Genomic DNA, 13732 nt, shown 5'->3' on the forward strand with positions numbered 1-13732 from the left:
ACCTTTCTTTCTGGGTGAGCTGGAGTGACGGGAGCGCTGCGCCTAGGGTGCCATTTGCGCAGGAAGCCAGAGGATGATCTGCGGAAAGGCGACGAGGACCACGAGCAGCAATAGATGGCTGAACACGTGCGGCCAGACGCCGGCGAAGATCTCCTGGAGCGGCCGCTTCGCGTATCGCGAGACGACGAACACGTTCAGGCCCACCGGCGGCGTGACCAGCCCGACCTCGGCGACGACGATGACGATGACCCCGAACCAGACCGGGTCGAAGCCGAGGGCCTTGATCAGGGGCAGCACGATCGGCACGGTCAGGATCAGGATGGCGATCTGGTCCATCAGGCAGCCGAGCACCAGGTAGATGAACAGGATGAAGGCAAGGATGACCCAGCGCGAGACGTCGAGCCCGCCGACCCACTGCACGATCGCCTGGGTGCTCTGCGTCAGGGTCAGGAAGTAGCCGAAGATCTTCGCGCAGACGACGATCATGATGATCATGCAGCTCGCGTGAAGCGCGTGCCGGAGCGCCTTCGCCAGCGTCGCCCGGTTGACGGTGCCTTCTCTGACCGCCAGCAGGAGTGCGCCGAACGCGCCCAGCCCCGACGCCTCGGTCGGGGTCGCGATGCCGGTGTAGATGACGCCGGTCACGGCCATGAAGAGCAGCAGCATCGGCCCGACCACGGTCAGGGAGCGGAGCTTCTCGCCCATGGAGTAGGCCTGGCCGCGCGGCGCCGAGCTCGGGTCGATGGCGACCAGCGCCCAGACCGTGGCCATGATCGTGAGGGTGACGAGGATGCCGGGAATCACTCCCCCGATCAGCAGCTGGCCGATGCTGACGTCGGCGATGATCCCGTAGAGCACGAGGGCGATGCTCGGCGGGATCAGCATCGCCAGCGTTCCCGAGATGGCGACCACGCCGCCGGCCAGCTTCGGGTCGTAGCCTGCCTTCAGCATGGCGGGCATCGTCGTCGAGGACAGCGTCGCTGCCGAGGCGGTGCTCGAGCCCGAGATCGCGCCGAAGCCGGCGCCGGCGATCGCCGTCGCCATGCCGAGGCCGCCGGGCACCCGCCCGACCCAGGTCGAGGCAGCCTTGAACAGGTTGTCGGCGACGCCGCTCAGGATCACGAACTCGGCCATCAGGATGAACATCGGGATCGAGATCAGCTCGTACGAGCCGGCCGTCGACAGCGGCGTCGTCGTGATCACGCCGGCCAGCACGTCGAGGCCACCGATCAGGAAGAGGCCGACGCTGCCGGCGACGGCGAGCGAGAAGGCCACGGGCATGCCGAGCGTCAGCAGGACGAACAGGAGAAAGGCGATGCCGGCGGCCATCATGGCGTGAGCTCCTCGGTACCCGAGATCGCCGGCAACGGGGCGACCTCCTGCCGGGTCAGCAGCGTTGCCAGGTAGCCGTAGGCGTTGAGGGCCAGGCGCAGGGTCAGCATGCCGAAGCCGATCGGCAGCATGATGCTGATGGTCCAGGTCGGCACGGCGAGGCCGCTGGTGGACGTCGCAGCGCTCTGGACGTCGGCCCAGGTGTGCTGAGCCGAGACCCAGGTACAGAGGGCGAAGACCGGCGTCGCCAGGGCGCTGGTGACCGCCTCGAACACATAGCGCGTGGTGCGGCCGACGTAGTTGTGCAGGATGTCGACGGCGACATGCGCGTTGGCCTTGAGCGTGTGCGACACGGCCATGAAGAAGAGCCCCGGCATCAGGTAGCTCGAGATCACCTCGTAGGACCACTGCAGCGGCGCGTTGAACAGGTAGCGCAGCGACACGTCGGCGACGACGACGATCATCAGCCCGAACAGCATCAGGCAGCCGATGACCAGCAGCACCGCATCGATGGCGTCGATGAGCCGGCGCAGGCGCGCGTACGGGCCCCGGGCAGGAACGGCGCTCATCGCCCCTTCCACTCCGGATTGCGCTTTTCGCGGAAGGCGCGCGGGCCCTCCTGCGCGTCTTCGCTCAGGTAGACGCTCTCGAACAGGTGCGTCGCCGCCCGCTGCGCCGCCGAGCGACCCATCTCGGCCGAGAGGTAGACCAGCTCGCGCGCCGCGCGCACCGTGAGCGGCGCGTTGCCGGCGATCTTCTCGGCCATCGCGACGCACCGCGGCAGCAGCTCGGGGGCCGGGACGACGTGGTTGACGAAGCCGATCTCGCGCGCCCGCTGCGCCGTGATCGGCTCGGCCGTCAGCAGCAGCTCCATCAGCGCCCGCTGCTGCACCATCGTCACCAGCGGCGCCGCCCACGGCATGCCGCGGCCGACGCGGGCCTCGGTGATGCCGAAGGTGGCGTGCTCGGCGGCCAGGCACAGGTCGCACATCTGCGCGAACATCCAGCCGCCGGCGTAGGCGACGCCGTTGACGGCGGCGATGGTCGGCTTGCTGACGTCGAGGCCCTGGCCGATGATCGGCAGGAAGCCCTTCGGCGGCACGGCCAGCGCGGTCGCCGCCGCCTCCTTCAGGTCCATGCCGGCGCAGAAGGCCTTGTCGCCGGCGCCGGTGAGGATCGCGACACGGGCCGACGCATCGGCCTCGAAGCGCGTGAACGCCGCGTGCAGGCCGGTGCGGACCTCGGTGTTGATCGCGTTCATCTGCGCCGGCCGGTCGATCGTGATCAGCACGACGGCGCCGGTCTGCGCGTAGCGAACGGCGCTCATCGTGCGGCTCCGAGGGCGGCGTCGAGCACGTCGCCCGGCACGCCCCAGGTCGAGGCCCAGCCGCGGCCGTCCTCGGCGCCCTCGTGCCCGGGCGGCACGGCGGCCGGCGTGGCGCTGAAGCGCGGCGCCGGCGCGGGCTGCTCGATGCCGTCGATGCGGACGAAGCTGCCGCGTGCGACGTGATGAGGATGGCCGACCACCGCGCGCAGCGACAGCACCGGCGCGAAGCAGGCGTCGCTGCCTTCGAGGACCTCGGCCCATTGCGCGCTCGTCCGTGACGCGAAGATCGCCTCCAGGCGACGGCGCAGCTCGGGCCAGCGGGCGCGGTCGTCGAAGTCGGGCAGGTCGGCGACCTCGACGCCCGCTGCGGCGAGGCGCTCGAGGAGGACGCGGCGGAACTTGGCCTCGATCGGCGCGATCGAGACGTGCTCGCCGTCGGCGCAGGCATAGACCTCGTAGAACGGCGCACCCGAATCGAGCAGGTTGGTGCCGCGCGGGCCGTCGTGCAGGCCGGCCGCGGCGAGGCCGAAGAACGGCGTCATCAGGGCGGCCGCGCCGTCGATCATGGCCGCGTCGACGACCTGGCCGCGGCCGCCCGCCTTCACGTTCCAGAGCGCCGCGACGATGCCGAAGGCGAGCAGCATCGCGCCGCCGGCGTAGTCGCCGATCAGGTTCAGCGGCGGCGTCGGTGCCGCGCCGGCGCGGCCGATGGCGTGCAGGGCGCCGGCGAGCGCGATGTAGTTGAGGTCGTGGCCGGCGCTCGGGGCGAGCGGGCCGGTCTGGCCGAAGCCGGTGACGCGGCCGAAGACGAGGCGCGCGTTGGCGGCCAGGCACTCGTCGGGGCCGAGGCCGATCCGCTCCATCGTTCCCGGGCGGAAGCCCTCGATCAGAACGTCGGCGCGGGCGACGAGCGCGCGCGCCAGGGCCAGGCCGGCCGGCTTCTTCAGGTCGACGGCGAGCGTGCGCTTGCCGCGCAGCAGCAGGTCGAAGCGCTGCGGCCGGTCGATGCCGAGGCCGCTCGGCTCGACCCGGTCGATGCGCAGCACCTCGGCGCCGAGGTCGGCCAGCAGCATCCCGCACATCGGCCCCGGCCCGATGCCGACGAACTCGACCACCTTCAGCCCGGCCAGTGGGCCAGCGCCGCGGGGCACCGAGTTCGAAGCGGTCACGTGCGCGCACCCATGGGTCAGTAGGACTTCGGCAGGCCGAGCACCCGCTCGGCGATGTAGCAGAGCGCGAGCTGCGGGCTGATCGGCGCGATGCGCGGGATCATCACCTCGCGCAGGTAGCGCTCGACGTGGTATTCCTTGGCGGAGCCGAAGCCGCCGTGCGTCATCACCGCCTGCTGACAGGCGTTGAAGCCGGCCTCGCCGGCCAGGTACTTGGCGGCGTTCGCGGCGGCGCCGCAGTTCATGTCGTTGTCGTACTGCCAGGCCGCCTGCATCACCATGAGGTTGGCCGCCTCGAGCTCCATCCAGTTCTGCGCCAGCGGGTGCTGGATGCCCTGGTTCTGGCCGATCGGGCGGTTGAAGACGATGCGCTCCTTCGCATACGCCGTGGCCCGTGCCAGCGCCAGCCGGCCGATGCCGACGGCCTCGGCGGCGATCAGCACCCGCTCCGGGTTCATGCCGTGCAGGATGTACTCGAAGCCGCGCCCCTCCTCGCCGATGAGGTCTTCCTCGGGGATCTCGAAGTCGGCGAAGAAGAGCTCGTTCGAGTCGACGCACTTGCGGCCCATCTTCTCGATCTCGTGCACCGTGATCCGGCTGCGGTCGAAGGCGGTGTAGAAAAGGCTCAGACCGCGCGTCGGCTTGTCGACCTCCTCGAGCGGCGTGGTGCGCGCGAGCAGCAGGATCCGGTCGGCCACCTGCGCGGTCGAGATCCACACCTTCTGGCCGTTGACGACGTAGCGGTCGCCCTTCTTCACGGCGCGCAGCTTCAGCTGCGTCGTGTTGAGGCCGGTGTTCGGCTCGGTGACGCCGAAGCAGCTCTTGACCTCGCCCTTGGCCACCGGCGGCAGCATGCGCTCGCGCTGCGCCTCGCTGCCGAACACCGCCACCGGGTTGAGGCCGAACAGGTTGATGTGCACCGCCGACGCCGCCGACATGCCGCCGCCGGCCTGGGCGATGGTCTGCATCATGACCGCGGCTTCCGAGATGCCGAGGCCCGCGCCGCCGTACTTCTCGTCGATGCACATGCCGAGCCAGCCGTCGTCGGCGAGGGCCCGGTAGAACTCGTGCGGGAAGCGGCCGTCGTGGTCGCGGTCGAACCAGTAGGCGTCGTCGAAGCGGGCGCAGATCTTCCCGACCCCGTCGCGGATGCTCTCCTGCTGCTCGGTGAAGGCGAAGTTCATGCGGCCTCGCCGGCAGTGGCCGTGCGCGGGGCGCAGGCCTGGACCGCGCCTGCGGCGACCAAAGCGTCGATCTCGGCCGCGGCGAAGCCGGCCTCCTGCAGCACCTCGACGCTGTGCTCGCCGAGCCGCGGCGCGTGGCGCATCGGCTCGGGCGTGCTGTCGGACCAGGTCATCGGCATGCGCATGGATCGGATCGTTCCTTCGCTCGGGTGCTCGACGGTGCTGAAGAAGTTCGTGGCGACCAGGTGCGGATCGGACAGCACGCTCTGCAGGTCGTGCATCGGCATCATCGGGATGTCGGCCTCCTCGAGCAAGGCCATCCACTCGGCCGTGCTGCGCTGCTCGAAGATACGGCCGAGCTCGCCGTAGACGAAGTCGATGTTGCGCGACCGTTCGGCGAAAGTGGCGAAGCGCGAATCCTCCTGCAGCAGCGACTCGCGGCCGATCGCGCCCAGGAAGCGCTGCCACTGCGTGTCGTTGTAGACCAGGGCGCAGACGTAGCCGTCGCGGGTTCGGTAGGGCCGGCGCTCGTGCGACAGCTGGCGCGCGTAGCCGCCTCCGTCGAGCGGCGGCTCGAAGCTCAGGCCGCCGAGGTGGTCGCCGAGGATGAAGCCGACCATGGTCTCGAACATCGGCACGTCGACGCGCTGGCCGCGGCCGGTGCCCTGGCGCGCCAGCAGTGCGGCGAGGATGCCGCCCACCGCCGTCAGGCCGACGATGCGGTCGGCCATCGCCGCCGGCACGTAGCGCGGCGGGCCCTTGCTGGCGCGGGCGATCAGGTAGGGCAGCGTCGCGCCGCCCTGGATCAGGTCGTCGTAGGCCGGCCGCGCCGCGTAGGGGCCGTCCTGGCCGAACCCGAACAGGCCGGCGTAGACCAGGCGCGGGTTGATCTTCGCCACCGTGTCGTAGTCGAGCCCGAGCCGGGCCATCGCGTTCGGCCGCACGTTGTAGACCAGGACGTCGGCATCCACGAGCAGGCGGCGCAGCACCTGCAGGCCGGCCGGCTTCTTGAGGTCGAGCGCGACGCTGCGCTTGTTGCGGTTGGTGTTGAGGAAGATCGGGCCCATGTCGGCGTGCCGCGCCGGCCCGAGCTGGCGCACCAGGTCGCCCTGCGGCGCCTCGATCTTGACGACGTCGGCGCCCATGTCGCCGAGCGACTGCGAGGCGAACGGGCCCATCAGCACCGACGTCATGTCGATGATCTTGATGCCGTGCAGGGGTCCCATCAGCGGGGTTCGGGCAGTCCGGAAGGCGCGTCGAAGCAACGCGGGGCCGACGGAGTATTCACAAGGATGAACTGTTTGTACAGCCGGGGATACATTAGGGCCATGCACACGAAGGGCACCGCCGAGATGTCCCCGGGGCGGTCGGCGGGCATGGCCATCGGCGTCCTCGCGCTCTGCTTCCTGTTCAACTTCATCGGACGCGGCGTCGGCGACACCTACATGGTGTTCCTGCTGCCGCTCGGCGCGGAGTTCGGCTGGCTGCGCTCGGAGATGACCAGCGTCTACTCGACGCTGATGATCACCAGCGGCCTCGCCGCACCGCTCGGCGGCATGGTTTTCGAGCGCTGGGGGCCGCGCGTGCTGTACGCCGGCGGCCTGGGCCTGCTCGGCACCGGCTACTTCCTCGCCGGGCGCCTGCACGAGCTGTGGCAGTTCTACCTGTGCATCGGCCTCCTCGGCGGCCTCGGCGCGGCGGCGGTGGGCATGGTCCCGGCGGCGGCCCTGATCAGCCGCTGGTTCCGGCACCGCATGACGACGGCGCTCGGCCTGGCCTATGCCGGCTTCGGCTGCGGCTCGCTGCTCGTCGTGCCGCTCGCCCAGACCCTGATCGACGGCGCCGGCTGGCGCCGGGCCTACGAAGTGCTCGGCGCGGTCCTGCTCGTGCTCCTGCCGCTGTCGATGGCCCTGCCCTGGCGGGCGATCCGCGCCGGCCTGCCGGCGCCGGCGCCGGGGCCGTCGTACGAGCCGCCCGCTGCCGCTCCCGGCGCCGCTGCCGCTGCCCGCGCTGACGCGAGGCCGGTGCGGGCAGCGCTGCGCCAACGCTCATTCTGGCTGCTCGTGCAGGTAATGTTCTTCACTGCCGTCGGCATGTACCTGATCATCGTCCAGTCGGTCGTCTACCTCGTCGACGTCGGCTTCACGCCGCTGCAGGCGGCCGGCGCCTTCGGGATCGCCGGTCTGCTGTCGGTGTTCGGCATGTCGAGCGCCGGCTGGCTTGCCGACCGCTTCGGCCACCGGCGCGCGGCGACGATCAGCTTCGCCGGCACGGCGATCGGCATCGTCCTGCTCTTCGCGATGTCTTACCGGTCGGCGCACTGGCTGCTCGCCGCCTACGTGCTGCTGTTCGGGATCTGCCAGGGCGCGCGCGGGCCGCTGATCGCCGGCCTGAGCGCGCGCCTGTTCCAGGGCCCGGGGCAGTCGACCATCTACGGCGTGATCTACGCCTGCATGTCCATCGGCTCCGGCATCGGCGCTTTCCTGTCCGGAATGCTGCACGACCTCACGGGCGGCTACCGCGCCGCCTTCGTGCTGGCCATCGCCTGCGTGCTGCTCGCCGCCTTGCCCTTCTGGACCTCCCACCGCCTCGTTCCCGGCGACACCCGTCGGGCAGAATGAGCGCCCTCGTCCCGCGTCGCGCTGCGTCAAGAGAGCCCACGTGAACGTCAAGCAAGCCGCCAACGTGCTCGACCTGATCGAGTTCTTCGCCGAGCACAAGCGACCGGCGGCGCTGGCTGAGATCGCCAGGCACTTCGACTGGCCACGCTCGAGCACCTTCAACCTTCTCGGCACGCTGGCCGGGCGCGGCTACCTCTACGAACCGCGTTCGCGCGGCGGCTACTACCCGTCGCCCCTGTGGCTGTCGCTGCTGCAGCAGATCGAGGGCGCCGAGCCGATTCCCGATGCCTTCCGCGCCCTCCTGCGTGCCCTCGCCGAGCGCACGCAGGAAACCGCGGTGCTCGCCGCGACGAGCGGTGCGCACGCGGTCTTTGTCGACGCCATCGAGTCGCCGCACGCGATCCGCTACACGGCCCGGCCGGGCAAGCTGATTCCCCTGCACGTCACGGCCACCGGCCGCGCCCTCCTCTCGCTGCTGTCGCCCGCCGACCGCGCCGGCGTCCTGCGCCGCGCCACCTTCGAGCGCTACACGCCGACAACGTTGATGAGCGTGGCCGCCGTCGAAAAGGAGATCCAGCGCTCGATCGAGCGCGGCTGGTTCGAGGGCGCGGCCGAGTTCACCCACGACCTGGGCGGGGTGGCGATGCCGCTGCCGGTGCCGCACCGGCAGTTCGCGGTGCTCGTGGCCGGGCCGATGTTCCGGGTCAAGGCGCGCAGCCGGGAGCTGGCCGGGATCATCTCGACCGAGATCGGGAGGCATCTCGGCGACCTGCTCGTGCGCGATGCGCGCAAGCCCGCCGCGGCCTGATCCGGCGACCCACCGCCGCACGACGATGAGCCTGGCCGCCCTGCTGCTGCGCCAGGCGCGCGCGATGCCGGATCGGGCTGCGATCTTCGACGGCACCCGCCTGCACGCCAGTCACCGCGAGTGGGCCTGCCGCGGCGCCGGCCTGGCGCAGCGCCTGCGCACGGCCGGCCTGCGGCCCGGCGACCGGGTGCTGCTCTTCATGCGCAACCACCCACGCTATCTCGAACTGCTCTGGGGCGCGTGGTGGGCCGGGCTCGTCGTCGTGCCGGTCAATGCGAGGCTGCACCGGCGCGAAGCCGAATGGATCGTCGCCAACGCCGGCGCGCGCTGGGGTTTCGTGACGGGCGACGTCGCCGCCGAGCCGCTCGCCGGCCTCGAGCAGCAGGTCGACGTCGAATCCGCCGAGGCCGACGCCCTGCTCGAACCGGCGAGCGACGTCTTCGCTGTGGCGCCGACCGAGCGCGGGCCCGACGACGTGGCCTGGCTCTTCTACACCAGCGGCACGACCGGCCGACCCAAGGGCGTGATGATCACGCACCGCAACCTGATGACGATGGGGCTGACCTACTTCGTCGACGTCGATGCGGTCGGCGCCGACGACGCCATCGTCTACGCCGCGCCGATGTCGCACGGCGCCGGGCTCTATGCGGTTCCGCATCTGATGGCCGGCGCGCGGCACGTCGTCCCGGCTTCCGGGGGTGTCGATCCGGCCGAGATGTTCGCTCTCGGCGAGGCCCTGGGGCCGCTCTCGACCTTCGTCGCGCCGACCATCGTCCGGCGCCTGGTCGACCACGCCGAGCACGAGGGCCTCGGCCACGACGCGGCGACGCGCGCCTTCAAGACCATCGTCTACGGCGGCGCGCCGATGTACGTGGCCGACATCCGGCGCGCGTTGCGCGTCATGGGCCCGCGCTTCGTGCAGATCTACGGCCAGGGCGAAACGCCGATGGTCGGCACGGCGCTGTCGCGCGCGCACCTGGTCGACACGGGCCACCCGCGCCATCTGCAGCGGCTCGCCTCCGTCGGCGTGGCGCAGACGGCGGTCGAGCTGCGCATTGCCGACTCCGGCGGGCACGCGCTCGGCGTCGACGAGGTCGGCGAGGTGCTGGTCAAGGGCGACAGCGTCATGGCCGGCTATTGGCGCGACCCCGACGCGACCGCCGCGGCGATCCGCGACGGCTGGCTCTTCACCGGCGACGTCGGCAGCATCGATGCCGACGGCTTCCTGACGCTGAAGGACCGCAGCAAGGACCTCATCATCAGCGGCGGCTCCAACATCTATCCGCGCGAGGTCGAGGAGGTCCTGCTGACGGTTCCCGGGCTGGCCGAGGTCGCCGTCGTAGGTGCCTCCGATCCTGAGTGGGGCGAGGTCGTCGTCGCCTTCGTGGTCGCGCAGCCCGGCGCCGTCGTGACCGACGAAGCGATGGATGCGCAGTGCCTGGCGCAGATGGCCCGCTTCAAGCGGCCGAAGCGCTACGTGCGCGTCGACGCGCTGCCGAAGAACCACTACGGCAAGGTGCTGAAGACCGAGCTGCGCGAGCGCATCGCGAACAGCCCGGACTAGCGGCGCGAAGGCACGGCTCGGGAAAACCCCGTCGGCGCCGACTGACCGTCCGGCGTGCATATGTCGCACGCCCATCCATGCGGACGCGCCGTCTGTGGCTCCTGCCCCGATCGCCATGCATTCGGGGGGTGGCGGCCCACCGGCACTGCTGCCAAGCTGGTTGCGTGGCGATCCCATCGCTCGAGCTCTACCTGGATCGGACGACGTATGTTCATGCAGCTTTTCTTCGGCGCCCGCCGTCCGGCCCCAGCCACGGTGGAGTACTGGCAGTGGCGCTACCGTGACGCCGGCACCGGCCGCGTCTGCCGCACGACGTTCCGCCTGACGGCCGAAGAAGCCGCGGCGTATCCGAAGGCCGAACGCATCGAAGGCACCCTACTCGTGCGCAAGGTCGACCGGCAGGACGGCGGGCTCGGGCTCTTCCGTAGGCGATCCGGCTCGCCGGTCTGACTCGTCCGAGGTGAAGCGGCCCTGGCCGCGACGTCGGCGCACGATCCATGAAGCCTGAACGCCAGGGCGACGGGCCCGGCGCTGCCCGCGCCCCCGAGCTCGAGCGCCTGCAGGCCGGGCTCCTGGTCGCGGAAGTGGTCCCCGAGATCGGCGCCTCGCTGGCAGCGCTGTACACGCGCGCCGGCCCGAACGGGCCGCGTCGCGACTGGCTCCGGCCGACCAGCGACGCCGCCCTGCGGAGCCGCTCGCCTCTCGAGCTGGCGAGCTTTCCCCTGGTGCCCTGGTGCAACCGCATCCGCGACGGCCGCTTCGACTGGAACGGCAGGCGCGTCCAGCTCGCTCCGAACCGGCCCGGCTCGCCGCACACGATCCACGGCATCGGCTGGCAGCGGCCGTGGCGCGTGCTCGAGCGCGCCGAATCGTGGATCGAGCTCGGCCTGGTCGAGGCAGGCACCGGCGAGTGGCCGTTCCCGTTCACCGCCTTCCAGCGCTACGACCTCGACAGCGAAGGCCTGACGGTGACGCTCTCGATGCGCAACAGCGGCGGCGAGAGCATGCCGGCCGGGCTTGGCCACCACCCTTACTTCGCGCATCGGCGCGACGGCCCGGGGACCTCGGTCAAGGCGCAGGTCGAAGCCATGTGGCTCTCCGATGCCGAGGTCATGCCCACGACGCTGTCGTATTCGCACCCGGCGGTGGCGGCACTGCGCGCCGGCATGCGCCTGGCCGACTTCGATCTCGACAACAACTTCACCGGCCTCGCCCATGAAGCGCGCGTGTCCTGGCCCGACGGCAGCGGCCTGCGCCTGCTCGGCAAGGCGCCGCTCGACCACTTCGTTCTCTACTGCCCCGCCGACCTCGACTTCTTCGTCATCGAGGCGGTGTCCAACTGCACCGACTGGATCAACCTGCGCCGTGACGGCGCGTCCCCGGCCGACACCGGCGGCACGATCCTCGAGCCGGGCGAGACGCTCACGGCGCAGACCCGCTGGGTGCCGAAGCCGCTGCTCCGCTGAGTCCGCAACGAGGCGCGCCCTAGTCCGCGCCGAGATCCGCGATCTGCCAGGCATGGTCGCACTTGCGGCAGGTCACCGTCACCATGCCCTCCCTGCCCGCCGGCTCCGACAGCTTCAGCTTTCCGTAGGCCTGGCAGTTGGGGCACACCGCCTGGCGGGCGATGCCCTCGGCGCGCACCAGGAGAAAGAGATAGCGGCGCAGCGACCAGATCCCGACGCCGAGGCAGATCAGCAGCAGCACGGTGTTGAGCAGATGCTGGCCGAGCGGCGCCTGCCGGCCCAGCAGCTCGAGGGCGGCGAACAGGCCGATGGCGCTGAAAAGCAGCAGCAGCAGCCGCAGGTGCGCCTGCGTGAGCTCGCGCGAGTACCAGTGCAGGAACCCGTGCCTGCGGATGCCGTCCTCCAGTTTCATCGCTGCGCCTCCTCAAGGTCATTCTCGTTCGCCGGTCCGCGGGCGCGCGCCTTGCCCGCAATGGCGCAGACACGGGAAAGGACATCGGATGACGCAGCGCGCCGGGATCTTTCCCACCTTCTTCCTCTCGGGCTTCGAATGCTCCACCTTTCTCTGGAAGGACCGCGGCCGGCGTGACCTCGCCAGGGAGACGCAGCACGACGTCCAGGCCGATGCCGACTACCAGATGCTGCGGCGCTGGGGCATCGCCGTCGCCCGCGAAGGCATCCCGTGGCCGATGGTCGACCGCGGCGACGGCCGCTACGACTTCTCCTGCATCGATCCGCTCATCGCGGCGATGAACCGGGCCCGCATCCTGCCCATCTGGGACCTGTGCCATTACGGCTACCCGGACGACGCCGACCCGTGGCGCGAGGACTTCGCGCCTCGCTTCGCGCGCTACTGCCGCGCTGCCGCCGAGTACGTCTGCCCGCGCGTGCGCGGCCCGCACTGCTTCACGCCGATCAACGAGATCACCTTCTGGGGCTTCGCCGGCGGCGAGTGGGGCTGGATGGGGCCGTTCGGCAAGGGCCGCGAGCAGCGCTTCCGCTTCCGCGACGTGCTGTGCCGGGCGGCGCTCGCCGGTGCCCGGGCCATCCGCGAGGTCGATCCGGACTCGCGCATGGTCCACGTCGAGCCCGTGATCCGCGTCGTGGCGCCGAAGGATCGGCCCGACCAGGCGGAAGCGGCGCGCATCGAGACCGAAGACGACGCCTGCCACGCCTGGGACGTGCTGTCGGGCCGCACCCTGCCCGAGCTCGGCGGCACGCCGGGGCTGCTCGACATCGTCGGCGCGAACTGCTACTCGTTCGGCCAGATGGAGTACCGCGAGAACGGCCCGCACCAGGCGCTCGAGCCCGACGACGAGCGCATCCAGCCGCTCTGCGAACTGCTGTCGCGGGTGCACCGGCGCTACGAGCGGCCGATGATCATCGCCGAGACCAGCGGCCTGCACCACGGCCGCAAGGACTGGCTGAAGGACGTGATGGAAGAAGCCCTCGCCGCGGTCGACCAGGGCATCGACCTGCACGGCGTCTGCCTCTTCCCGGCCGTGGACATGCCCGACTGGCATAGCGGCGAGTGGCTGCACAACGGCCTGTGCGACGTCGTCGACGAAGGGGGCGTGCTGCGCCGGCAGCCCGCCGAGCCCTACATCGAGGAGCTGCGCCGCTGGCAGCGCCTGCTGAACCGCGTCACCGAGCTCGACGACGATCCGTTCAGCGACCCGGTCGAGCTGCAGGACGTGATCGACGCCGCCCGGCGCATGAAGATGCAGCCCGACCGCAACTGGTCCTGAGGCCGGCAGGCGACCCCGTCAGTAGGCGAAGGCGCGGTAGCTCTCGAGCTTCGGCGCGGCCTCGTCGTCGGCGACGACCGGGTTGAAGCGGACCAGGCGGCGGCCGCGCTCCGACATCGCCTCCCAGGTGCTTTGCGGCACGCGGATGTTCACCTCCGGACGGTGCAGCCAGCGCCGGCTGTAGCCGATCACGACCATCGGCCGCGGCTCGTCGGTCCGGTTCGGCGTGCCGCGGTGCACCGCGCGCACGTCGCGGATCATCACGTCGCCGAGCGCCATGGTCTCGCGGTGCACCTCGAGCCGGCCGCCGGCGATGCCCTGCATCGCCGCGGCCTTGTTCATGCGGTGCGTGCCGTAGGTCGTCTCGAGCGGGCCGTTGGCATCGGTCACGTCCACGAGCGGGAAGTTGACGGCGATCTGGAACGACGGCGTGTCGTTGTCGTTCGTCTCCGGGAACAGCAACGGCGTGTCGGCATGCCAGTCCTGGAAATCGGAGCCCTGCATTGGCGTGTC

General features: G+C 70.9%; 14 protein-coding genes. 6 read left to right on the top strand and 8 right to left on the bottom strand.

Annotation, left to right across the window (positions count from 1 at the left end):
• Positions 1 to 42: 42 nt before the first annotated feature.
• Genes AC30N0_RS13715 through AC30N0_RS13740 form a run of 6 tightly spaced genes read right to left on the bottom strand, consistent with a single transcriptional unit; the run spans position 43 to position 6241 of the window.
• Positions 43 to 1332 (bottom strand): TRAP transporter large permease, encoded by a 1290-nt coding sequence (locus AC30N0_RS13715; protein ID WP_489518466.1) that lies wholly within the window; start codon positions 1330 to 1332, stop codon positions 43 to 45.
• Complete coding sequence (locus AC30N0_RS13720) at positions 1329 to 1901, bottom strand: TRAP transporter small permease subunit (protein WP_489518467.1); 573 nt, start codon at positions 1899 to 1901, stop codon at positions 1329 to 1331. Before AC30N0_RS13720 ends, AC30N0_RS13715 begins: the two co-directional genes overlap by 4 nt.
• Complete coding sequence (locus AC30N0_RS13725) at positions 1898 to 2659, bottom strand: enoyl-CoA hydratase/isomerase family protein (protein ID WP_489518468.1); 762 nt, start codon at positions 2657 to 2659, stop codon at positions 1898 to 1900. Before AC30N0_RS13725 ends, AC30N0_RS13720 begins: the two co-directional genes overlap by 4 nt.
• Complete coding sequence (locus AC30N0_RS13730; protein WP_489518469.1) at positions 2656 to 3828, bottom strand: CaiB/BaiF CoA transferase family protein; 1173 nt, start codon at positions 3826 to 3828, stop codon at positions 2656 to 2658. The genes AC30N0_RS13725 and AC30N0_RS13730 overlap by 4 nt, the downstream gene beginning before the upstream one ends.
• A gap of 17 nt (positions 3829 to 3845) precedes the next feature.
• Positions 3846 to 5012 (bottom strand): acyl-CoA dehydrogenase family protein, encoded by a 1167-nt coding sequence (locus AC30N0_RS13735; protein ID WP_489518470.1) that lies wholly within the window; start codon positions 5010 to 5012, stop codon positions 3846 to 3848.
• Positions 5009 to 6241, bottom strand: a complete 1233-nt coding sequence (locus AC30N0_RS13740; RefSeq protein WP_489518479.1) for a CaiB/BaiF CoA transferase family protein — start codon at positions 6239 to 6241, stop codon at positions 5009 to 5011. Before AC30N0_RS13740 ends, AC30N0_RS13735 begins: the two co-directional genes overlap by 4 nt.
• Before the next feature lie 99 nt (positions 6242 to 6340).
• Between AC30N0_RS13740 and AC30N0_RS13745 the strand changes: the two genes are divergently transcribed.
• The 5 genes from AC30N0_RS13745 (at position 6341) to AC30N0_RS13765 (ending at position 11471) form a co-directional block, all read left to right on the top strand.
• A complete protein-coding gene (locus AC30N0_RS13745) occupies positions 6341 to 7633 on the top strand; it encodes an MFS transporter (RefSeq protein WP_489518471.1) in 1293 nt (430 codons plus the stop codon).
• Positions 7634 to 7673: 40 nt separating this feature from the next.
• Entirely contained in the window at positions 7674 to 8441 is a 768-nt protein-coding gene (locus AC30N0_RS13750) for an IclR family transcriptional regulator (protein ID WP_489518472.1), read from the top strand.
• Positions 8442 to 8466: 25 nt separating this feature from the next.
• The gene (locus AC30N0_RS13755; RefSeq protein WP_489518473.1) at positions 8467 to 10005 is read left to right on the top strand and encodes a class I adenylate-forming enzyme family protein; all 1539 of its coding nucleotides are present in this window, start codon (positions 8467 to 8469) and stop codon (positions 10003 to 10005) included.
• Positions 10006 to 10218: 213 nt separating this feature from the next.
• A complete protein-coding gene (locus AC30N0_RS13760; RefSeq protein WP_489518474.1) occupies positions 10219 to 10455 on the top strand; it encodes a hypothetical protein in 237 nt (78 codons plus the stop codon).
• 47 nt (positions 10456 to 10502) lie between these two features.
• Entirely contained in the window at positions 10503 to 11471 is a 969-nt protein-coding gene (locus AC30N0_RS13765; protein WP_489518475.1) for an aldose 1-epimerase, read from the top strand.
• Positions 11472 to 11490: 19 nt separating this feature from the next.
• Here AC30N0_RS13765 and AC30N0_RS13770 read toward each other — a convergent pair whose 3' ends face one another.
• Positions 11491 to 11883 carry a hypothetical protein gene (locus tag AC30N0_RS13770; protein WP_489518476.1) on the bottom strand — a complete coding sequence of 131 codons (393 nt, stop codon included), beginning with the start codon at positions 11881 to 11883 and terminating at the stop codon, positions 11491 to 11493.
• Between the two features lie 88 nt (positions 11884 to 11971).
• Between AC30N0_RS13770 and AC30N0_RS13775 the strand changes: the two genes are divergently transcribed.
• Positions 11972 to 13219, top strand: a complete 1248-nt coding sequence (locus AC30N0_RS13775; protein ID WP_489518477.1) for a glycoside hydrolase family 1 protein — start codon at positions 11972 to 11974, stop codon at positions 13217 to 13219.
• A gap of 18 nt (positions 13220 to 13237) precedes the next feature.
• On the opposite strand, the gene AC30N0_RS13780 is transcribed toward AC30N0_RS13775, so the two are convergent.
• A partial coding sequence (locus AC30N0_RS13780; RefSeq protein WP_489518478.1) for a phytanoyl-CoA dioxygenase family protein occupies positions 13238 to 13732 on the bottom strand: 495 nt, incomplete at its 5' end.

The sequence above is a fragment of the Rhizobacter sp. genome (assembly GCF_031412495.1).
Classification (GTDB): Bacteria; Pseudomonadota; Gammaproteobacteria; order Burkholderiales; family Burkholderiaceae_C; genus Schlegelella_A.